The organism is Gelidibacter mesophilus DSM 14095, assembly GCF_000423005.1.
Taxonomy (GTDB): Bacteria; Bacteroidota; Bacteroidia; order Flavobacteriales; family Flavobacteriaceae; genus Gelidibacter; species Gelidibacter mesophilus.
Genome location: NZ_AUHD01000001.1, coordinates 107,542 through 129,575, shown reverse-complemented (window position 1 = coordinate 129,575; position 22,034 = coordinate 107,542). Strand labels below are relative to the sequence as shown.

Annotated in this window: 23 protein-coding genes; 15 read left to right on the top strand and 8 right to left on the bottom strand. The window is 37.2% G+C overall.

Annotation, left to right across the window (positions count from 1 at the left end):
* Nucleotides 1–26: 26 nt before the first annotated feature.
* A complete protein-coding gene (locus tag G525_RS0100620) occupies nt 27–830 on the bottom strand; it encodes a class I SAM-dependent methyltransferase (RefSeq protein ID WP_027124406.1) in 804 nt (267 codons plus the stop codon).
* Nucleotides 831–900: 70 nt separating this feature from the next.
* On the opposite strand from G525_RS0100620, the gene G525_RS0100615 reads away from it, so the two are divergent.
* The 13 genes from G525_RS0100615 to G525_RS0100550 all read left to right on the top strand — a co-directional run bounded on the left by G525_RS0100615 (nt 901) and on the right by G525_RS0100550 (nt 13,911).
* Nucleotides 901–1,566, top strand: a complete 666-nt coding sequence (locus G525_RS0100615) for a hypothetical protein (RefSeq protein ID WP_027124405.1) — start codon at nt 901–903, stop codon at nt 1,564–1,566.
* A gap of 379 nt (nt 1,567–1,945) precedes the next feature.
* Nucleotides 1,946–3,214 (top strand): kynureninase, encoded by a 1,269-nt coding sequence (gene kynU, locus G525_RS0100610; RefSeq protein WP_027124404.1) that lies wholly within the window; start codon nt 1,946–1,948, stop codon nt 3,212–3,214.
* A gap of 64 nt (nt 3,215–3,278) precedes the next feature.
* Nucleotides 3,279–4,682 (top strand): FAD-dependent oxidoreductase, encoded by a 1,404-nt coding sequence (locus tag G525_RS0100605; protein WP_027124403.1) that lies wholly within the window; start codon nt 3,279–3,281, stop codon nt 4,680–4,682.
* A gap of 116 nt (nt 4,683–4,798) precedes the next feature.
* Complete coding sequence (locus G525_RS0100595; protein WP_084647674.1) at nt 4,799–5,254, top strand: RidA family protein; 456 nt, start codon at nt 4,799–4,801, stop codon at nt 5,252–5,254.
* 75 nt (nt 5,255–5,329) lie between these two features.
* Nucleotides 5,330–6,808, top strand: coding sequence for an aldehyde dehydrogenase (locus G525_RS0100590; RefSeq protein ID WP_245577703.1), 1,479 nt, complete (start codon nt 5,330–5,332; stop codon nt 6,806–6,808).
* A 116-nt stretch (nt 6,809–6,924) separates the two neighbouring features.
* Nucleotides 6,925–7,707 (top strand): SDR family oxidoreductase, encoded by a 783-nt coding sequence (locus G525_RS0100585; protein WP_027124400.1) that lies wholly within the window; start codon nt 6,925–6,927, stop codon nt 7,705–7,707.
* 336 nt (nt 7,708–8,043) lie between these two features.
* Entirely contained in the window at nt 8,044–8,574 is a 531-nt protein-coding gene (locus G525_RS0100580; protein ID WP_027124399.1) for a 3-hydroxyanthranilate 3,4-dioxygenase, read from the top strand.
* A gap of 123 nt (nt 8,575–8,697) precedes the next feature.
* Nucleotides 8,698–9,786 carry an amidohydrolase family protein gene (locus tag G525_RS0100575; protein ID WP_027124398.1) on the top strand — a complete coding sequence of 363 codons (1,089 nt, stop codon included), beginning with the start codon at nt 8,698–8,700 and terminating at the stop codon, nt 9,784–9,786.
* The gene (locus tag G525_RS0100570) at nt 9,786–10,184 is read left to right on the top strand and encodes a hypothetical protein (protein WP_027124397.1); all 399 of its coding nucleotides are present in this window, start codon (nt 9,786–9,788) and stop codon (nt 10,182–10,184) included. Before G525_RS0100575 ends, G525_RS0100570 begins: the two co-directional genes overlap by 1 nt.
* Complete coding sequence (locus G525_RS0100565) at nt 10,181–10,822, top strand: O-methyltransferase (protein WP_027124396.1); 642 nt, start codon at nt 10,181–10,183, stop codon at nt 10,820–10,822. The genes G525_RS0100570 and G525_RS0100565 overlap by 4 nt, the downstream gene beginning before the upstream one ends.
* A 1-nt stretch (nt 10,823) precedes the next feature.
* The gene (locus G525_RS0100560) at nt 10,824–11,708 is read left to right on the top strand and encodes a LysR substrate-binding domain-containing protein (RefSeq protein ID WP_027124395.1); all 885 of its coding nucleotides are present in this window, start codon (nt 10,824–10,826) and stop codon (nt 11,706–11,708) included.
* Nucleotides 11,709–11,782: 74 nt separating this feature from the next.
* Nucleotides 11,783–12,703: a YeiH family protein gene (locus G525_RS0100555; protein ID WP_027124394.1), complete on the top strand. Its 921-nt coding sequence runs from the start codon at nt 11,783–11,785 to the stop codon at nt 12,701–12,703.
* A 110-nt stretch (nt 12,704–12,813) separates the two neighbouring features.
* The gene (locus G525_RS0100550) at nt 12,814–13,911 is read left to right on the top strand and encodes a transporter substrate-binding domain-containing protein (protein WP_027124393.1); all 1,098 of its coding nucleotides are present in this window, start codon (nt 12,814–12,816) and stop codon (nt 13,909–13,911) included.
* A gap of 45 nt (nt 13,912–13,956) precedes the next feature.
* Here G525_RS0100550 and G525_RS0100545 read toward each other — a convergent pair whose 3' ends face one another.
* The 6 genes from G525_RS0100545 to G525_RS0100520 all read right to left on the bottom strand — a co-directional run bounded on the left by G525_RS0100545 (nt 13,957) and on the right by G525_RS0100520 (nt 19,631).
* Complete coding sequence (locus G525_RS0100545) at nt 13,957–14,247, bottom strand: Sec-independent protein translocase subunit TatA/TatB (RefSeq protein ID WP_027124392.1); 291 nt, start codon at nt 14,245–14,247, stop codon at nt 13,957–13,959.
* A gap of 84 nt (nt 14,248–14,331) precedes the next feature.
* A complete protein-coding gene (locus tag G525_RS0100540; RefSeq protein ID WP_027124391.1) occupies nt 14,332–16,638 on the bottom strand; it encodes a M1 family metallopeptidase in 2,307 nt (768 codons plus the stop codon).
* A gap of 60 nt (nt 16,639–16,698) precedes the next feature.
* Nucleotides 16,699–17,199, bottom strand: a complete 501-nt coding sequence (locus G525_RS0100535; protein ID WP_027124390.1) for a DUF6702 family protein — start codon at nt 17,197–17,199, stop codon at nt 16,699–16,701.
* Between the two features lie 62 nt (nt 17,200–17,261).
* Nucleotides 17,262–18,032, bottom strand: a complete 771-nt coding sequence (locus tag G525_RS0100530; protein ID WP_027124389.1) for a peptidase associated/transthyretin-like domain-containing protein — start codon at nt 18,030–18,032, stop codon at nt 17,262–17,264.
* Complete coding sequence (locus G525_RS0100525) at nt 18,029–18,799, bottom strand: hypothetical protein (RefSeq protein WP_035478716.1); 771 nt, start codon at nt 18,797–18,799, stop codon at nt 18,029–18,031. The genes G525_RS0100530 and G525_RS0100525 overlap by 4 nt, the downstream gene beginning before the upstream one ends.
* Nucleotides 18,800–18,818: 19 nt before the next feature.
* Nucleotides 18,819–19,631, bottom strand: a complete 813-nt coding sequence (locus G525_RS0100520; RefSeq protein ID WP_027124387.1) for a carboxypeptidase-like regulatory domain-containing protein — start codon at nt 19,629–19,631, stop codon at nt 18,819–18,821.
* 222 nt (nt 19,632–19,853) lie between these two features.
* Between G525_RS0100520 and pepE the strand changes: the two genes are divergently transcribed.
* Nucleotides 19,854–20,561 carry a dipeptidase PepE gene (gene pepE, locus G525_RS0100515; RefSeq protein ID WP_027124386.1) on the top strand — a complete coding sequence of 236 codons (708 nt, stop codon included), beginning with the start codon at nt 19,854–19,856 and terminating at the stop codon, nt 20,559–20,561.
* Between the two features lie 153 nt (nt 20,562–20,714).
* Here the strand turns inward: pepE and G525_RS0100510 are convergent, their stop codons facing one another.
* Nucleotides 20,715–21,140, bottom strand: coding sequence for a GNAT family N-acetyltransferase (locus G525_RS0100510; RefSeq protein WP_027124385.1), 426 nt, complete (start codon nt 21,138–21,140; stop codon nt 20,715–20,717).
* Nucleotides 21,141–21,282: 142 nt separating this feature from the next.
* Between G525_RS0100510 and G525_RS0100505 the strand changes: the two genes are divergently transcribed.
* Nucleotides 21,283–22,011 (top strand): M15 family metallopeptidase, encoded by a 729-nt coding sequence (locus G525_RS0100505; protein ID WP_027124384.1) that lies wholly within the window; start codon nt 21,283–21,285, stop codon nt 22,009–22,011.
* Nucleotides 22,012–22,034 lie beyond the last annotated feature (23 nt).

Sequence of the window (22,034 nt, the reverse complement as noted above, 5' to 3'; positions counted from 1 at the left end):
AGGTTTTGAAAACCTGAAAGGTCTTTTTAATTAATCTTAGTCGCTTTCAATGTAAAAATTAAAGGATAAAGCTTATCCTGAGTCACATACATTCCAGAATGTGTTTTCACTAAATCCGGCAATATATTATAGGGGCTCTCATCATGTTCCTGTAGATAGTCGATATGTAATCCCGCTTCAGACAATGCAGAGACTACTTCGCCCAATCCATGATTCCAACCATATTCCTTACTGACCATTTTTGAATTGGTATTGGCATAAGTGCCTTCGTATTCTTCATAAATGGCCTCATCCTGCATATACCCATATTTTAAGGTGGGGTTCCCTTCCAAATAATCAAACATCCAAACCATGGGATGAAATTCAGACATAAAAAATGTGCCTCCTTTTTTTAGGCGTTCTGCAATCATTTGTCCCCAAGGCTCTAAATCAGGCAACCATCCTATCACACCATAGCTCGTAAAGACGATATCAAAAGTATCAGCAATCAATTTAGAGGTGTCGAGCACATTGCAACATATAAAGTTAGCATCTAGTTGTAATTCTTTATTCAATTGCTGGGCCAAGGTTATCCCTTCATCACTAATATCAACGCCCACACACTTTGCTCCCATTCTACTCCAGCTCAAAGTATCCTGACCAAAATGACATTGTAAATGCAAAAGACTTTTTCCTTCCACATTCCCTAGTGCCTCTAATTCATAAGCCATTAGTGATGATTTTCCATTTTTGAAAGCGTCAAGATCATACATTTCACTCGCGGCATGTACTTTAACCTTGTTATTCCATGTCGCTTTATTTATTTTGAAATAGCTCTCATTAGACTCCATAATATCTGATTAGATTCTAAAATTAAAACTTCTAGAGCATTCTTCCTTATCTTTACTAAAAATATTAAAGATGAAAAATTCACTAATTTTAGTCCTAATCGTGACACTCTTTACTTCCTGCAAACAGAAGGAAGCCTCCAAAGCCATCGAAAACGAATGGTCCGCTGCGGAAAAAATTTCAAACGCCAATGGTTTTGAAAACTGGAAAAATGTATCCGAGATCCAATTCACGTTCAACGTAGATAAGGATACAACGCATTTTGAAAGGTCTTGGACCTGGCATCCAAAAACTGAAGATGTGATCATGATTTCAGGACAAGACACCGTCGCCTACAATCGCAAATTGGTGGATAGCATCTCTATGAATGCAGATAAGGCATTTATCAACGATAAGTACTGGCTTTTGGCGCCATTTCAATTGGTTTGGGATACCTCAGCCAGCCTTTCTGAAGAATCGCTCTCTGAAGCTCCTATCAGCAAAAAACAAATGAACAAAATCACAATTACCTATCCCAACGAAGGCGGTTATACGCCCGGAGATGCCTATGATCTTTTTTATGACAATGATTATATCATCCAAGAATGGGTGTATAGAAAAGGAAATTCAAAAGAACCTAGCATGATGACCACATGGGAAGACTATGCGGATTTCGATGGAATAAAAATTGCCAAGACTCACAACAGACCAAACGAGAATTGGAAACTCCATTTTTCCAATGTAAAAGTTACGAAGTGAGACTTTGAAAAATCAATATAGAAACAATCTCCCATAATCCAAACTAGGGTTAGGACACGTATATATTATATCAAAAAAGTATTCCGCAGTAGGCGTCCCTATATATTCAAAGAGCTTCCACTTTAAAAGTTGAAGCTCTTTTTTTGTGAAATTAAATTTAGAAGTTCGTTTGGTGCCATTGAAAATTCTGATTTAATCTTTCCCCTATTTTTAATTGAAAATTAAGACTCCCTTAGTCTTTTTCAATAGCCAAAATTTGAAATTGGACCCTATCCTTGATACGTTAAATTTTTCATTTTAAATTTTTAAACTCACTTTTCTGTCATTCATTCTAAACTTATAATTCCTATTTTTGTGTGAAACCGAAAATTAATTCACCTTGTCAAACTATCAATTAGGATTAGAATACGCTGAACAACAAGATCAGAAGGATGCTTTGGCATCTTATAGAACTAAATTTCATATCCCAAAAGACAAGCACGGGAACGACTTGATCTATATGACAGGGAATTCACTCGGACTTCAACCGAAATCAACAAAAGATTATATCAATGAGGAGCTTGAAGACTGGGCTAATTTGGGCGTTGAAGGCCATACAGATGCTAAACATCCTTGGTTACATTACCACGAATTCCTAACCGATAACATGGCAAAGGTGGTAGGCGCCAAACCTATTGAGGTGGTAGTCATGAATACGCTGACCGCCAATCTTCATTTGATGATGGTCTCTTTTTATAAACCGACTCCAAAGCGCTATAAGATCCTAATTGAAGCCGATGCCTTTCCATCAGACAAGTATGCGGTGGAATCGCAATTGCGCCATCATGGTGTCGATCCCATCACCGGATTGATCCTTTGGAAGTCTAAAAAAGGTGAGGAATTGGCCAATTATGACGATTTAGAAACTATTTTAAAAACCCATGGAGATGAGATTTCCCTAGTGATGATAGGAGGCGTGAACTATTATACAGGCCAGTTTTTTGATTTGAAACGCATTACCCAACTTGGTCATAAACACGGCTGCATGGTGGGGTTTGACTGTGCCCATGGTGCTGGGAACGTGGCATTGAACCTACATGATTCAGGTGCTGATTTTGCGGTTTGGTGTACCTATAAATATTTGAATTCCGGACCAGGAAGTTTAGGGGGGTGTTTTGTACATGAACGACATGCGCACAACAAAGATCTCAATCGGTTTGCCGGTTGGTGGAGCCATAACAAAGAAACACGTTTTAAAATGCGTGATGAATTTGACCAACTTCCGGGTGCAGAAGGTTGGCAACTGAGTAACCCATCCATTTTATCAATGGCAGCCATCAGAGCTTCATTGGATATTTTTGCAGAAGTAGGCATGGAAAAGTTGACCAAAAAATCAAAACATCTCACAGGCTATTTTGAGTTTTTGATCAACGCACTGAACAATAAGGATATTAAAATAATCACGCCTTCAAATCCTGCTGAACGTGGATGTCAACTCTCCATCCAAGTAAAAAATGCCGATAAAAAACTACACTATAAATTAACAGAAGATGGTGTTATCACTGATTGGCGTGAACCAGATGTTATACGCTGTGCCCCCATTCCATTATACAATTCCTATCGGGATGTTTATGAATTGGTGGAGAAGTTAAAAAAGATATTAACCTAACCTGCAAGCTTTCTAAAACCTTGTAACTTTAAATAATAAGATTCCCGTATTCGTGGAAGATAGCATGAATCAAAAACAAAACATACTCATCATCGGCGCCGGACTTTGCGGAAGCTTACTCGCTTTACGCTTAGGACAACGTGGTTATAATGTCTCGCTTTACGAAATGCGCCCAGATTTAAGAAAAGCGAACGTCAGTGTAGGGCGTTCCATCAATTTGGCACTTTCTGACAGAGGCATCAAAGCGATGAAACTGGTGGGCATTGAGAACAAAGTCAAAGAGCTGTGCATCCCGATGAATGGTCGCATGTTGCACGATATGGAGGGCAATACCGTTATGGCGCCTTACAGTGGACGGGAACATGAGTATATCAATTCCATTTCACGCGGTCTTTTAAACGGCCTGTTGTTGGACGAAGCGGAACAGCATGACAATGTCAAAATTTATTTCAACAAAAAATGTAAATCCGTCGACTTTGAAAAAACAACAGCCCTATTTAAAGATCATGAAACTGATGCTGAGTTTGTAGAAGATGCTGATATTATAATAGCCACAGATGGCGCTGGCTCAGCATTGCGAAAAAGTTATTTTTTAGGAAAAAAATTTCTATTCAGCTTTTCGCAAGATTGGTTGTCACACGGCTATAAAGAATTAAGCTTTTTACCAACGGAAGATGGTGGATACAAAACCTTTAAAAACGCCTTACATATTTGGGGACGTGATAGCTTTATGCTGATTGCCTTACCTAATTTAGATGGCAGTTTTACGGTAACCTTATTTTTAAGCTATGAAGATGGCGAATACAATTTTGGGAATTTAACTACAGAAGTAAAAGTCATCGAATTCTTTCAAAAATATTTTAAAGACGCTCTGGAACTGATGCCAAATCTCATTGAAGACTTCTTCACCAATCCAACGTCTCCTTTAGGAACCGTAAAATGTTCCCCTTGGCATTATAAAGGAAATACGCTTTTAATGGGCGATGCCGCACACGCCATTGTGCCATTTTACGGACAGGGAATGAACGCCTCTTTTGAAGATGTATCCATATTTGATGAAGTATTGAATGAAGGCCATCACGACTGGGAGTCCATATTCAAAACATATGCAAAGAAACGAAAAAAAGATACGGATGCCATTGCAGATTTAGCAATCGATAACTTCCATGAAATGAAAGGCCATGTCAACAACATTATTTTTAGAGAAAAGCGTAACTTGGAAATGGCATTGGAAAAGAACTTTCCCAACGATTATTCCTCAAAATATTCATTGGTTACGTTTAATGAAGACATTAGTTATCATGAAGCCATGGTAAGAGGTCGTGCGCAGGACAAAGCAATCTTGAATATGTTGGCAGACAAAGAACTCGATCTTAATGACGATTTAAAGAACAATTTAATAAAAATAAAAGCTGCTACAGACGAAATTTTAGATAATGACCGTGTGACGAAAAATTTTAAGCATTAATAAAATAAAAAATTCCTTCCTTTTTTTCAAGGGAAGGTGGATTCGTTCCGAGAAAAACCGGACAAAAACGGAAGGTTTTTTCAAAACCTTGTAGGTTCAAAATAAAAAAATAAATAATGAGTATAGATCACAATGAGATTCCTGCTTCCCTGCCTACCGGACAGGCAGGTGTAGCTACAAATGTAAAACCAAGAGGTGCCTATCCGCTGACCAGACGTACGGGTGATTTTATATATGTTTCCGGAACCAGTTCCCGTCGTGCTGACAATACCATTGCGGGCGTTGACATTATTGACAATATGGGCACCAAACATCTAAACGCCGAAGTTCAAACCCGTGAGGTCATTAAAAACATTGAAAAAAACCTTGCGAAAGAAGGCGCCACGCTTAAAGATGTGGTAGATGTCACATCGTTCTTGGTAAATATGAATGATTTTGCAGGCTACAATAAAGCCTATGCCGAGTTTTTTGATAAAGAAACCGGACCGACCAGAACCACTGTGGCTGTGCATCAATTACCGCATCCCGATTTGGTGGTTGAAATTAAGGTCGTCGCATATAAAAAACAGTAAATCAGAAAACCCCACAGGTCTTAAAAACCTGTTTGGTTTCAGGAGCAGAAACACTCTTAAAATATTCGTGAATTCGTGGTAAATACAGAGATACATAAGGAGATCCCTGCTTTCGCAGGAATTCGGAACTACATCAACGGAGTATACATCCATCCAATTCAAGACAATTGGATAGACAATTACAATCCTAGTAATGGCGTAGTTTACGGTAAAATTCCAAACTCTTCCAAAGAAGATGTTGAAAATGCCTATATCGCTGCAAAATCAGCTTTTCCGAGCTGGTCTCAAACTACGTTGGAAGAACGTAGTAGAATACTTATAAAAATTTCAGAATTATTAGAAGCTAACTTGCAACGTTTCGCAGAAGCTGAAAGCAAGGATAATGGGAAACCTGTATCTTTGGCCAAGAAAGTCGATATCCCCAGAGCAGCCAGTAACTTTCGGTTTTTCGGAAATGCCATAACCCAATTCGCTAGTGAAAGCCATGAAAGCGTAGGTCAGGATGCGATAAATTTCACCTTACGACAACCCATTGGCGTTGTGGCTTGTATTTCACCTTGGAATCTTCCGCTCTATCTCTTTACTTGGAAAATCGCTCCAGCCATTGCTGCTGGAAACTGCGTGATTGCCAAACCCAGCGAAATTACTCCAATGACCGCTTATTTACTTGGCGATATTTGTACAAAAGCTGGATTGCCCAATGGCGTTCTGAACATTGTTCATGGACTGGGAACTACCACAGGACAAGCCATCATTGAACATCGAGACATCAAAGCCATTAGTTTTACAGGAGGTACTGCAACGGGGGCACATATAGCAAAAGTGGCAGCACCTCTATTTAAAAAGTTATCTTTGGAATTGGGCGGGAAAAATCCAAATATCATTTTTGCCGATTGCGATTATGAAGATATGCTCAATACGACCATTCGTTCGTCATTTGCAAATCAAGGACAGATTTGTTTGTGCGGAAGCCGCATTTTTGTAGAAGCCTCAATTTATGCGAAGTTCAAAAACGATTTTGTTACTAGAGTAAAAGCACTCAAAGTTGGACATCCTTCAAAAGCATCAACCAATATTGGTGCTTTGGTGTCAAATTCACATCTAGAAAAAGTAATGAATTATATAGAAATTGCCAAAGCAGAAAATGCGACGATACTTTGCGGTGGTAAGAAAGTTGTTGTAAAAGATTATGAAAACGGTTATTATATCGAACCTACGGTCATTGAGGTGACCTCAAATAATTGTCGAGTAAATCAAGAAGAAATATTTGGGCCCGTAGTCACTATTATGCCTTTTGAAAGTGAAGATGGAGTTTTAGAAATGGCTAATTCTGTCAACTATGGATTGTCTGCCACACTTTGGACCAACGACTTAAAACGCACTATGCGCATGAGCAACCAATTACAAACGGGCATAGTTTGGGTGAACACTTGGATGATGCGCGATTTACGAACCCCATTTGGAGGTGTAAAGGCCTCAGGAGTTGGAAGGGAAGGCGGATTTGAAGCCTTAAGGTTTTTTACGGAGGCTAAGAATGTGTGTATCAAATATTGATCCCACCCCTGCCCTCCCGAACGGAAGGAGTTTGAATGGGACCACAAATAAGATTTGAAGAATAAATATTAACTAAATAAAAGTTCTTCCCTTCGGGAAGGATGTAAAATGGGATTATGGATTTAAAACTAAACAATAAATACGCACTAGTTTGCGGTAGTACAGCAGGAATAGGAAAAGCAACCGCTATAGCTTTGGCTTCAGAAGGTGCCAACGTGACTTTAGTGGCTAGAAATGAAGCTAAATTGAAGCAGGTTGTTTCAGAACTTCCAAACTCCAAAAATCACCGATACATCGTAGCAGATTTTTCGAATCCCGGGGAATTACAAAGCAAAGTTTCTGAATTTATTAACGAGCATCATGGTTTCCACATTCTGGTAAATAACACGGGTGGACCTGCTGGTGGGCCTGTTTTTTCAGCAAAACTAGAGGAATTTGAAAATGCCTTCACCCAACATTTAAAATGCAATCATGTTTTGGCACAAACTATAGTTCCTTTCATGAAGGAGGCAAGATATGGTCGAATCATCAATATCATTTCTACTTCTGTAAAGCAGCCTTTGGATGGTCTTGGGGTGAGCAATACCATTAGAGGTGCCGTTGCGAGCTGGAGCAAAACTTTAGCGAATGAACTTGGTCAATATGGAATTACAGTCAATAATGTACTTCCGGGAGCTACGGATACCGATCGTCTTGCAGAAATCATCAAAAATAAGTCGGCCAAAACGGGCCATAGCGAAGAAGAATCTGCCAATGCCATGAAAAGTGGCGTTCCTGCTAAACGCTTTGCAAAACCTGAAGAATTGGCTTATGCCGTGACTTTCCTTGCCAGTGAATGTGCAAGTTATATCAACGGGGTAAACCTTCCTGTGGATGGTGGACGGACAAAGTCATTGTAATCCTAACCTTCCCGAAAGAAGGGAACTGTGGCGAAATTCAATATACTCGAGCTTCAAAAATTAGAGCGCAAAAATTTATGGTGGCTGAGCGCAATTGAAGTTACACTTGTGAGGGCTTCGTATAAAAATAACTTTTTTAAATAATGGAGGTGTAAATTATTTATCAAGGGTAAAGTTTAATTTTAAGAACGAAGACGAAACACTTTCTGTTCTGCCGTTTTATACTTAATTTTAATTGCTAAATCTGCGTGAGGGATGGAGGCATTGTTGGAGCTCCTCGAAGAGAGCGACTGCCGAGAGCCCGACCCGTTAGGGACACGCCCAAAAAACAAGACTATGAACCTAGTATCTCCAATAAATTTTAAGAAATGGATTGAAGAAAATCGTCATTTGCTAAAACCACCTGTGGGCAATAAAGTGGTTTGGAAAGACGGCGATTTTATTGTGATGGTTGTAGGCGGACCTAACAATCGAAAGGATTATCACTATAATGAAACTCCAGAATTTTTCTATCAAGTTGAAGGTGATATCATCTTAAAAATCATAGATAATGGCATACCAAAAGATGTGCACATTAAAGAAGGTGATATTTATTTGCTGCCTCCAAAAGTGCCGCATTCTCCGCAACGAGGTGCAAATACCGTAGGTTTGGTGATAGAATATAAACGACCTGAAGGCATGCGGGATGCGCTGCTTTGGTTTTGTGAAAACTGCACAACAAAACTCTATGAGGAAGATTTTACAGTTGAAAATATTGAAACTGATATGCCTAAGATTTTTGACAAATATTACAGCGATACAGAAAAGCGAAAATGCCCAAATTGTGGTGAATTGATGGAGCCACCTAAAAAAGTAAAAATAGACTAATCAATACACCCTTTCTTTATATGAGAAAGTGAATTCACCTGTAATAAGTGGAGTGAGTATACAAGTATTTTATTTTTAATTATAAACCAGTAAAATCAATTCTCATTTTATTGAGAAATAATCATGACAAAACGCAAACTTCGCATCAACGGACATTCACACCTACTTCCTTACCCAGAAGAAATTCCACAATTCATGAAGGATAAAGAGATTTTTTGGGTGGATAAAGATCGGAAATATATGCTTCAAAAAGATTGGAGTCGTCCAGTTACAGATTCGAGTTTCTTTTTGGATGATAAATTGGCTTGGATGGAGCGCTTTAAAATTGACCATGCGGTTGTTTTAAATCTATCTCAATTGTATGGCAATGGATTGCGCGTAGAAGAGATGAAGCAGGCACTTCGGTTTCAAAATGATTTCAATGCCAAAATTCAAAGAGAAAACCCAACTAAGTTTACTTGTGGTTTTGTGGTACACCCTGGTTTTGTTCGCGGGGCCTGTTGGGAAATCGAACGCTGTGTAGAAGAATTGGGTATGCAACTGCTCTGCTTACCAACCCATTATATGGACACTATTGGAACATGGCGCTGTATTTTTGATGAAGAAAATGAACCCATTTTTGAATTGGCAAACAAATACAATCTGGCGGTTGAAATCCATCCTTATGATGGTGAAAAATTTATAAAACTGGAAAACACCTCTTGGCGTTTCCATTTAATATGGATGTTGGCACAATGTGCTGATGCTTATCACTTTTTGACCTTAAACGGGTACCAGGATAAATATCCAAATATGCGTACTTGTTTTGCGCACGGAGGTCAGTTGGCACAAATTAATTTAGGAAGGCGTATTCAGGGTTTTGATGGAAGGCCTGATTTATTTGAAGGGAAAAGCCACCCTAGAAAAGCGGTGGGCCATAAAAACATTTTCTTTGATACATTGGTTCACGATACTGGTGGCTTGCAACTCTTACTCAAAAACCAAGGTTCAAAACAGGTCCTTATGGGCTTGGACGATCCTTATCCATTAGGAGAAATGGAAAGTGCCAAACAATCTTCCTATCCTGGAAAAATTTTAGATTTGGCCATGGAAAGAGAGATTATTACTGAAGCTGAGCGTGATGCTATTTGGGAAGACAACGTGATCAGATGGCTTTGCGGCGATCATGAAGAAGCAAAACAAAAGTTAACTAATAGAATATTAGGTTTGTAATGGATTTCAATCTTTACATCAAATATTCACAGAAGCAACTTAGATTTAGTCTGTTAACTGGCATCGTATGGTTAGCTTTTTTTGTCTTTTACTTTTATTCTGAAAATGACCATGATATAGGTTATATATATTTAGCCATAGGTGTTTTTTCACTTGGAACTTATGTTTATAAAAAAACGGTTCATTATGCCACTATAAAAGATGGCGTTTTAATTAGAAACCAGATCATTCCCAAGCGTATAGAACTTAATCAGATTATGGATGTAAAGTTTGATTCAGGCAAGTACACATTCATGACGGAAAATTCAGCTATCACCCTTAATACAATGGGCATAGACACACAATCAATTGAAGATTTACAAAAAGTCATAGCGCAGTTAAAACTCTTAAAATCATGAATTTATTTCCAGACCATTTAGATCATTATATAACTATAAACTCTGAAAACGAACCAGCATTATTGCAGCAACTTTCCCGGGAAACACATCAAAAAATATTACAACCCCGCATGCTCAGTGGCCATTATCAAGGCAGGGTGTTAAGTATGATTTCGAAATTGGTTACTCCTAAATACATATTGGAAATAGGAACCTATACGGGCTATTCTGCTTTGTGTTTGGCTGAAGGACTTCAAAAAGATGGCGAACTTCATACCATTGACACCAATGAAGAATTGGTAGATTTTCAACGCAGATACTTTAATGAATCCAATTTTGGCAATCAGATCCATCAGCATTTAGGGAATGCATTGGAGCTCATTCCGCAATTAAAACCCAATTTTGATATTGTCTTTATAGATGCGGACAAAGAAAATTACAGTAATTACTTTCATCTTATCATTGACAGATTAAAGGCAGGAGGCATCATATTATCTGACAATGTACTTTGGAGCGGAAAAGTCCTTGAACCTCTAAAGAAAGATGATGTTTCTACAAATGCAATTATTGCCTATAATAAACTACTTAAAAATGATGACCGTGTAGAAACGGTTATGCTGCCTATTCGTGACGGTTTGACGATAAGTAGAAAAAAATAGAATGAACACAAAATTGCATATTTTTAAAGTAGTTGCCGAGCAATTAAGTTTCACAAAAGCTTCGGAACTTCTTTTTATCTCTCAGCCTGCCGTTTCAAAAACCATTAAGAACCTTGAAGAAGCTTATAAGAGCAATTTCTTTATCAGGAGACGAAATTCTATTGCCCTTACTGAAGACGGGAAGGCTTTTTTGATCTATGCCAATCGCATTTTGAGCATTTACCATGAAATGGAAAATCAGTTTTTGAACTTGAAAAATGCATTGCCTGAACATATACACTTTGGCGTGAGCACAACGGTTGCAAATTATATCATTCCAAAAATACTTGCAAAATTCAGAACGCAGTATCCGCAGGTTCATGTCGAAATCACGAGTGGGAATTCAGAAGAAATAGAACATCTCATCTTAAATGAACATCTCAACTTTGGTATCACTGAAGGGAAACACAGCAACCCGCAACTTCATTTCAAGAAATTTACGAAAGACGAAATAGTCCTTGTGACGAACGTTAAAAACACCACCATAAAGAGTAATATAATAGACAAATCTGCCTTGCAAAACCTTCCGATGGTAGAAAGAGAAATTGGTTCGGGAACCAGGGGTGTCATATATAGTATTTTGAAAGAAAACAAGATTTCCTCACTCAACACCATCTTGCATCTCAATAGTACAGAGGCCATAAAAAACTATCTCTACCATTCTGATAGTTATGCATTTTTGTCAATCAATGCGGTTACAGAAGACTTGATGAACAATAAACTAAAGGTTATTGATATTAAGGAAATTAGCATGGAGCGTTGGTTTTATTTTGTTTCCAGAACGGGTTATAATTCCAAAATCATGGCGTTCTTCGAAAAATTTACGGCATCTCATTATAACTTTTAGTTATTAAGAGTCAAATATTAATTTGCTTCTTAGTTATAATTAAACTCTAATTTTGTGTCTCTAAAGCAACTGACATGAAATTTATTTTATCAAAATCAATATTTATTATCCTAATTTTAATAGCGCTCTTTGGGTTTCTCAATAGTCCAGTAGCTTTACTTTTAGGTTTTTTATTCACCTTGATTTTTAGTAATCCATTTATAAACCAAAGTCAAAAAGCCATCCATTTACTGCTTAAGATTGCCGTAGTAGGGCTTGGTTTTGGAATGGTTCTAAAAGAAACTCTCCGAACCAGTAAAGATGGATTTGGCTTGACCTTCTACTCTATTATATTGACGGTGAGTTTAGGGTTGATCCTAACGAAAATTTTAAAGCTCGACAAAAAGCTGGGCCATCTCGTAACCTCAGGCACTTCAATATGTGGCGGAAGTGCCATTGCCGCCATTTCCCCTGTCATCAAAGCTGATGGAAAAACGATTAGTCTAGCTCTAGGGATTGTTTTTTTACTCAATGCTATTGCTCTATTTATATTTCCTGCAGTAGGCCATGTGCTCAATTTAAGTCAACATCAATTTGGGTTGTGGTGCGCCATTGCTATTCATGATACCAGTTCCGTGGTAGGTGCCGCCATGGGCTATGGTAATGAAGCCTTAAGGATCGCGACCACCGTAAAATTATCCAGAACTCTATGGATCATACCTCTCTCTATTTTCTCTATGTTTCTTTTTAAAACTAAAGGCGAAAAAGTTAGAATTCCGTATTTCATTTTGCTTTTTATTTTAGCTATCATCATCAACAGCTATAACGTGCTTCCTACGATTATTACTACCAACATAGTATTAATCTCAAAACGCTTATTGGTGGTTACTTTATTTTTGGTTGGTTCGACTATTTCAATTACAGATTTAAAGGAAATAGGTAGTAGGCCTATCCTACTCGCTATTTCACTCTGGATTTTCATTTCTATTTTTTCATTACTATATATATGTTACTAGCACTGCTCTTTTAGCGCAAAGTTCCAAGAGCATTTTGTCAAAAAACTTGTATAAATCTAAAATCTTTAGTATTATTTAGGGTACATTCGACGACTTACAAAAACTAATTTATGACATTAAAATCCATTGCATCATCTTTACTTCTCATCTCTTTTACATGTATACTACCTATTTCAACGCTCCACGCACAAGATGACGTGGATCAATCCAAAGAATTAGTGGTGGGCATTGCCGGCAGTGAGCCATTTGTATTTGAAAAAAACACGTCATCAAACGGAATTGCAGTAGAAATATGGGAAGACCTTGCCAAAAATAAATCCTGGGATTATTCTTATAAAATATATGAATCTGTAGAAGACGCACTTTATGCATTGAACAAAGGTGACTTAGACGTTGTGGTTGGCCCTATCAGCATCACGGCAAAACGTTTAGAGTATATGCGATTTTCACAACCTTACTATAATTCAAGTTTAGCCATTATGTCCCGAGTTGATGAACTCAGTCTTTGGCAAAAAGTAAAACCACTATTTAGTATGAAGTTGTTAATAGCGGTGGGCATATTTCTAATCATCCTAGGCATAGTGGGAACATTTTTATGGTTGGCGGAGCGAAAAAATTCTCCAGAACAATTTTCTGAAAGACCTATTGATGGCATCGGTTCAGGTATGTGGCTTGCCATTGTAACCATGAGTACCACGGGATACGGAGATAAAGCACCCATTACTCTCTGGGGAAGGATAATTGCCGGAAGTTGGATGATTATTTCAATAATATTTGCCACCTCAATGGTAGCTGGTATTGCGAGTACGCTTACCTTATCCTCGTTAGGAACCTCAACAATCTCGAACGTAGAAGAATTGTCAGGACGAAAAGTTGCCACCATCACCGCATCTCCATCAGAAACCTTTTTAAGGGAGTATAAAGCTAAAGTTACTGGCGTAAATACACTAGTGGAGGCCATGACAAAACTAAAAAACAAAGAAGTGGATGCTGTGGTTTATGACAGGCCGCAACTTTTATTTTATATGAAAAATCATAAGGATGAAGATCTCTTTATCGCCAAGGCGGAATATTTTAGACAAGGCTATGGTTTTGCCTTTCCAACTAATTCTGAATTGATCTATCCTGCAAACAGGGCTTTACTAGAACTTGCAGAAGATCAAGAAATTACAAAAATTGTAGATTATTATTTAGAAAGGGACGAATAGTTACGCTTCTCTCCAAAAAGAATTGTCTAAGTTATTAAAATCGTGTTACAATTTGCGTTTCACTGAACCCAGAGTTTCTTCCAATTCATCTTTCACCTTTTTCACTTCATCGGTAAAAGCCTTGGTGTGTTCTGTAGTATTGATACCGTTTTTGTCTGCACTTTTGGTAATCTCAGATTTGAGGTCATTGGTAGCATCCTTAAGGGTACGCATACCTTTGCCCATGCCTTTGGCAATGTCAGGAATTTTATCTGCACCAAAAACCATGACCACTATAAATAGTATAAACATGATCTCGGTGGTGCCTATGAATAAGAATGTAGAATGTAGTATCACAATGCAAATATAGTGAGATGTTTTGAATTCAATAAAAAAGCGGACTGTTAAATTAATCTACTTTTTTAGTTAAATTTTTATATGTTAATCTTTCAAATTAGTCTTGAAGCTATCAAATTGACTTTGCTCTACTTTTCTCGGCCACGAATTATTTGACGTATCAATGTCAGCAGTTTCTGCATTTGGATCTATTTCAAAAGAGATGATCTCCTTTTGAGACGGAATAGCTCTACTCACCTGACGGTCGTTTAATCTCCAGATCTCCGCTGGATAAGTTTCTGTTTTTGACGTGCCATCCGCATAATTGAATTTTACAATGATAGGCATGACCAATCCTCCTGGTTTTTCAAACGTAATATTATAAAAGTATTTTGGTGTTTTTATAGATTTACGCTCCTCTTCCGTAAAATTGTCCATCAGGTATTCTTTAAGTGTTGGAATATCTTCCGCTTGAATGCCGTTTTTGATTTTATCAGTAAGTTCATCACTTCCTTCTTCAACCATAAATACCATAGGCGAGAGGTCCTCCATATTCAAATCTCTTCGTGCGGCGACATCTTTTATATAGTTATTTGGTTCAGACGACACGTAAAACTTGGTAACTTCCTTAATTCCTATATCTACCCAGTCGGTAGTATAGAACCAACCTCTCCAGTACCAATCCAAATCAAATGCTGAAGCATCTTCCATAGTTCTGAAGAAATCTTCCGGCGTAGGGTGTTTAAACATCCAGCGGTGCGCATATTCCTTAAAAGCGTAATCAAATAATTCACGCCCCATTACGGTTTCTCTTAAAATATTGAGAGCCGTTGCCGGTTTTCCATAGGCGTTATTTCCAAATTGGTAGGTGTTCAAACCCTTGCTCATAATTGGTGCTATAAAATCCTGATTGCCTTCCATGTATGGAATGATATTAGCTGCTGGTCCGCGTCTGGAAGGAAATGTTTTATCATTTGGCGACAAAGCTTCTGGGTAGGCTTCACCAAAATCCTGTTCTGCCACATATTGCAAAAAGGTATTTAAACCTTCATCCATCCAGGTCCACTGACGTTCATCACTATTGACAATCATTGGAAAAAAATTATGTCCCACCTCATGAATAATAACTCCCATCATGCCGTATTTTACACGATCACTATAAGTGCCATCCTTTTCTGGACGTCCGTAATTCCAACATATCATAGGGTACTCCATTCCTTGTCTTTGGGCATGGACAGAAATAGCTTTATGATATGGATACTCAAAGGTCATTCTTGAATAGGATTTTAGCGTACTTGCCACAACTTTAGTGGACCATTCTTCCCAAAGTGGATTCCCTTCTTTTGGATATAATGATACGGCCATCACATCCTTATCTCCCACTTTTACAGCCATCATGTCCCAAATAAATTTACGGGACGTGGCAAAACCAAAATCACGCACATTCTCTGCATATAATTTCCAGGTTTTCTTTTTTGTTGACCTGCTTCTTTCTGCGGTTTCTGCTTCTGTCTGTGTGACAATGAGAACAGGTTTATCATAAGATGTTTTTGCTTTTTCATAACGTTGCATCATCTCTTTAGAAAACACTTCTTTTCTATTCATCAATTTTCCAGTGGCATCCAATATATGGTCTGCAGGAACCGTAATATTCACTTCAAAATTCCCAAATGGCAAAGCAAACTCATCACGTCCCCAAAACTGTGAATTTTGCCACCCTTCAACATCACTATAAACTGCCATTCTTGGATGAAACTGCGCAATGACATAAGCTCTATTGTCGTCTTCAGGGAAATATTCATAACCCGAACGTCCTCCGTCTTTAACATGATCATTGATATTGTACCACCATTTTATGCTGAAGGAAAATTTCTCTTTTGATTTTAAAGGTTGCGGAAGTTCTACGCGCATCATAGTTTGATTGATGGTATGCGGCAAGGGTTTACCGTTGCTATCCTTTACTTCCAAAATATTGAATCCGCCATCAAAACTCTCTGTTAAATAATCGCTTGCAAATTGTGACGTCGATGTCGCTTTCGCTACCCCCCTGCTTTCAATTAACGGCGATTTTGAATCCTTTGCCCGTTGGTTCTGATCTAATTGCAACCACAGATAGGTTAGTACATCGGGCGAATTATTGGTATAGGTGATCACCTCATCTCCAGATATTTTTGCATTGACGTCATCCAGCTCGATATTCATTTTATAATCTGCTTGCTGCTGATAATAAGCCACACCAGGAGCTCCAGAGGCCGCCCTATACATATTGGGAGTCGAAAACTCATTGTACAATTGCCTAAACTTATTAGTATTGACATGTCCGGGTTTCCGATCTGATTTACTGTTATTTTGAGCAAAACTGCTTATAGACGCTGTAAGGGCCAGGAAGCAGAATAGTTTAAGTGTTTTCATGAAGTTATATTATATAAATAGATGGAAATTTAAATCTTTTGGCATTATCATAAGAGCGCACTAAAAACTTAAGAGTGCCCTATCGTTCTGATTGACTAAAATAAAACTTTGGCTTTTGTCATTAATCTTGAGTTTTATAATATTCTGCTGATCATCAAAAGCATCAAACAACACTTTATTTGTTATTTGAAAAGAGGCGATGTTGCTCACATCCACAACTTCCAAGTAACAAAAAACGATATCATGGTCGTATTCTTTTCCTATGAATTTAAAATCGATGGCTTTTCCGTTGATTTGGATGGAAATTTTATCATTTAGATAGCGCTTCAGGTATTCTTCAACTTCCTTCGCTTCATTTTTGGGAGCAAAAGTTAGATGCTTGTCATAACGGGAACGGAGCGCGTTTTCCAAATCGTCAATAAAAATTCTGGAAATAATCTGCACAGACTTTTTTTCTTTGACATAGGCCACTTCAGTAACACTCACATAAAACTTATGCGCATTGACTGAAAGCAATAACGGACAAATCAGTCCTAAAATAAAGATTTTAACAGATGTCATAAGCCGAGTGAATTACAAAAATACTGTTTTGTGAAGTGATAAAAACAGTCTTAAACGCATTTTTACTCTTTTTGTCTTTGTAAAATGTCTTTATAGGCATTTAATTTAGCCTGCAAGAATTCAAATGTAGCAATTGGATTCTTTATTTTACATAAATTTTCAAATTCCGGATCATCTTGGCAATAATAGAAAAACTCTGCTTTCGGTCCTTCGTCCAATTTAAAACTGCTAAATAAATCTTCAGAAAAATTTGCTTTCATTCTGTCAAGACAACTATCCAATTTCTCAAATTTTACATGTTCTTTCAAGCGTTTTGTACGTCCTGAAATAGCATTAATGATAGGAACAATAGGAATGAGGCCTCCACCCGAAGTAGCTTCATACAGGCGTCTTTCAGTTTGTGTTTTCAACTTCCCCGTATATCCCGGAATTCCCAAATCATAAAAATTGAGATCTCGCTTCAGTTCAACGTTACTGATGTCTGACAGCAAATTTCCTGTAAGCACCTTCCCAATCACAACTTCGTCTAACGCGTTGACCAATTCTTCCAAAAAAACAGGCATTTGTTTAGAAGCGATTATGAATTTGGTAACCACAATTTCTTTGGATTGATACGAGATACCGGAGAAAAGAATGGTATCATTCAATTTTGCAGGAATTGTAAATTCACCTTCACTATTGGAAATGGTAAATCTGCTCGCAGTTTTATTGATAATATGAATCCCATCCACTTCATTCACTGCCCTTATTTGCCCAGTGATATCTATCGATTGACTATAGCTATTAAAAGCGCCAAACAATAGCACTAAGCTAAAAAAAAGTATGTTTCTCACTCTTCAGGTTTAGATTGGAGAATCGATTTAAAGCTGACCAATTTCTCTTTCAGAAACTCGAGCATTTTAAAATCGTCATTAATGAGACAAAGATTATCAAATTGTTCATTATCAGCACAGAAATAAAAGAACTCATTCCTATAACGTTCTTCTAAAGAAAATGCCGTAAATAAAATTTGAGAAAGATTTGATTTGGTTCTAGCAATGCATTTATCTTTATTTTCAAGATGAATTCTGTGTTTTAATAATTTCGTTCTTCCAGAAATGGCATTCAAGATAGGATCTACTTCAAGAGACCCACCCAACAAAGACAACAAATGAATTGGCTTGAAGTCTCCTGCAGTATACAATCTTCGTTCGCTTTGTGTTTTTGGTTTTCCGGCATATCCAGGAATTCCCAAATCGAAAAAATTGATACCGCGCTTTATTCCCGAAATTGCGAGGTCTGAACTTAAATCGCCAGTCAATATTTTCCCTACCACCACTTCATCTAAAATATTTACTTTTTCAGATAAATAAATGGTTAGAGATTGAGATTGAATCATATCTTGTCTTACGACCACTTTCTTTAAGACATAAGACACGCCTGAAATTGCTAGGGTGTCATTCAATTTAACTGGTATGGTAAATTGACCTTTATTGTTTGAAATGGTGAAAGTGAGAGAAGTATTATTAAGAATATGAATCCCTTCTACGTCGTCATTAGCAATGATCCGTCCATGAATGTCAACGGTTTGACCCATCAGGAACGGCATTCCCAAGACCATAAAGAAAGGGATTACGTAATTATTCCTTCCCACCTTCCTTCGCTAAAAATTCTTTACTTTTAGTGCTAATAAACTCTAAGAACTGGAATTCTTTTCCTGAATCTAATAGGGAATAGTCAATATCTTGCTCTTCCACATAATTTATAAAATCATTCACTTTGTCCTCAGGAATATTAAAATTCTCAACTAAAAACTTAGAACTGTAAACGTCCGTAAATGCTTTATGGGGATCTTCAGGCCCCATGACCTCTATATCTTTATTCTTTTTAGAAGTAAAAATTGGTCTTAAGAATAATTCCATAATTCCAATAACATCAAAACCATATTGAATGTTGTTTCCGGTTCCTGGCATCGCTACGTTGACAACTTTTGATTTGTAGTCGTCAGGAAATTCATATTCATTCATATTTGCCAATCCAAAATAAATAGCATCTAAATCTGGATTAAACGTTTTGACACTCTCAATATCTACAAGCAAATTCCCTGAAAGGTCATAAGGCAGAATGACAACCTCATCAAGTTTGTTGATTTTCTCTACTAAAAACACCGTCATTTTTTTCGTTTTAATGATGTTTTTATCAATGGTCACCGTGAAATCCTGAAACTGTAATGCTCGAAATTCAATAATATCATTTAACGCTACACTAACCTTAAACAGACCATTTTCGTCAGTAAGCACACCTTTTTTGGCCGACGTATTATAAATGGTAATGCCTTCCAAATCATCACTATCCACAACAATTTTTCCTGAAATCTCCACACGATTAATGTTTTGAGCGTTCAAACAAAATAAAGGAGATAGAAGAAATAGATAAAGTAAAGCTGTTTTCATATGATTTAATTTTAGTTAGGTTAGATAAAGAAAGCACGAACTCTCTTAATTAAAATCTAAAACCTGATTAAACTTTTGTTAAATTGGCAGATTACTTAAATTTACAACAAATATTTTTAGCTTATACGACCACCTTAAAATTAAGAGGGATTAGTAAGCCAAATGGGAGGGTTTGTTTCAAACCTTGTATAAATTCCAAAAAAAAAAAAAATCAGCGTAGATATGAAACAAATGATAATTGCCAGTACGTCAACCTTACATGGTAGCGGCTATTTAGAATACCTTTTAGAAGAATTGATGTTCTTTTTTAAGGATACCGAAACCATTTTGTTTATTCCCTACGCACGACCAGGAGGCATTAGTCATGAAGAATATACTGAAAAGGCCCTAGAAGCATTTTCAAAAATTCAAAAACAAATCAAAGGCATTCACGAGTTCGATAATCCTAAAGAGGCATTAAAAAATGCCAAAGGCATTTTTGTTGGCGGTGGAAACACCTTTGTGCTGGTCAACCAACTTTATAAAAATGATTTGATCAGCACTTTGCAAGATGTCATTCAGGACGGAACCCCCTATTTAGGAACGAGTGCAGGCAGTAATATTTGTGGGCTTACTATAAATACAACCAATGATATGCCTATTGTCTATCCTCCAAGTTTCAAAGCTTTGGCAATGGTTCCATTCAATATCAATCCGCATTATTTGGATCCGAATAACAACAGCAAGCACATGGGAGAAACACGTGAAACGAGAATTCAGGAATTTCATGCCTATAATTCGCAACCAGTAGTCGGACTGAGAGAAGGAAGTTGGCTTCAAGTGGATGGAGATAATATTTCTTTAGAAGGGGAATTGGACGCGCGTATTTTTATATATAATAAAGCTCCTTATGAAGTGGAGTCAGGAACGGATTTGAGTGGATTGAAGTGAATGAAATTTGAGATGTGAGATTTAAGTATAAAGCATTAAGATAGGCGTAAAGTTGACGGATGACCCTATTATAGCGCCATTGTTCACTTAAGAAAGCGCCAAGGGATTTTGATCAATTTGTAAAATCCGTATCTAAAAAAACGTAATCCTTTATTAGAGCTTCTTCAAAAAATGATAGCCCAAAATCTCAAAGCCTTCATTCATATAGAATTTATGTGACGGATTATTTTGCACATAGGTATTGAGTTCTACCGTTTGGAAACCCTTTTGTGACACGTAATCATAAATACATTTCATAAACTGTTTTCCCAAGCCTTTCTTTCGGTAACCATCATCAATAAAAACATGATCCAGTTCCACACTTCTTCCGGAGTAATGACGTGTACAAAACCACATGCCGGCAACTCCAATGAGTTTTTCACGATCATAGAGCGCAGCGCACTCATAATTTTGCGTAACCATTTCCGCAAAACGTTGTTTGAGCACCGCTTCAGAGATTTTATTACCGTTCAGCTTTTGTATTAACGGTATGATCGAATTGATGTTAGTAGGATTTATAATTTTAAAAGAAATGGGCATACTCTAAATTTTAAGTAAAAATAAATAATTTACTTGAAAACTAAATTGGTTAAGTTTGATAGATTAACAAAAAAGAATTGCACCCGCTTCGCCAATAGATTTAAGATAAGAGATGAGAACATTTAAATTTTAAACTAAATACATGAATAGAAAAGATTTTATAAAAGCAGCTGCTCTTAGTGGTATTGCCATGGGTATTTTACCACAATTGGCATTTCAGAATGCCGAGTTGAGTTATGAGGAATTAATAGGGAAAGGAAATCCAACACTCTATGGTAACGGATTCCAAATACGAAAGGAGGCCTTCGATGCGTTCACAAAAATGAAAAATGCAGCTTTAGAAGATCATATTTCAATTCAAGTGGTTTCCAGTTATAGAAATTTCGATCATCAAAACCGAATTTGGGAACGTAAATACAAAAGCAATACACAACAAGGATTGTCGCCAGAAAAAGCCATTCAAAAAATAATAGAATACTCCACCATTCCCGGCACTTCTCGCCACCACTGGGGCACAGACATGGACCTCATTGACGCCAATGTAGCGCAACCTAAAAGTGTTTTGAGTCCAGGTCATTTTGAAGGAAAAGGATGCTATGTCAACTTCAAAAAGTGGATGGATAAAAATTCTAAAGCCTATGGCTTTTATTTGGTGTATACTGACCTTCCTAATCGTAAAGGGTTTAAATATGAACCTTGGCATTACAGTTATAAACCACTTTCATACGGCTATCTTCAAGCATATAGAAAATTAAATATGAAGGATATTCTCAAGAAAGAATCCTTGTTGGGACATCAATACTTAACCACTTCGTTTTTGGACAAGTATTACGCTGAAAACATTTTAGATATTAATCCTGAGCTTTTGTAGATTCAAATAAATCAAACGACGAT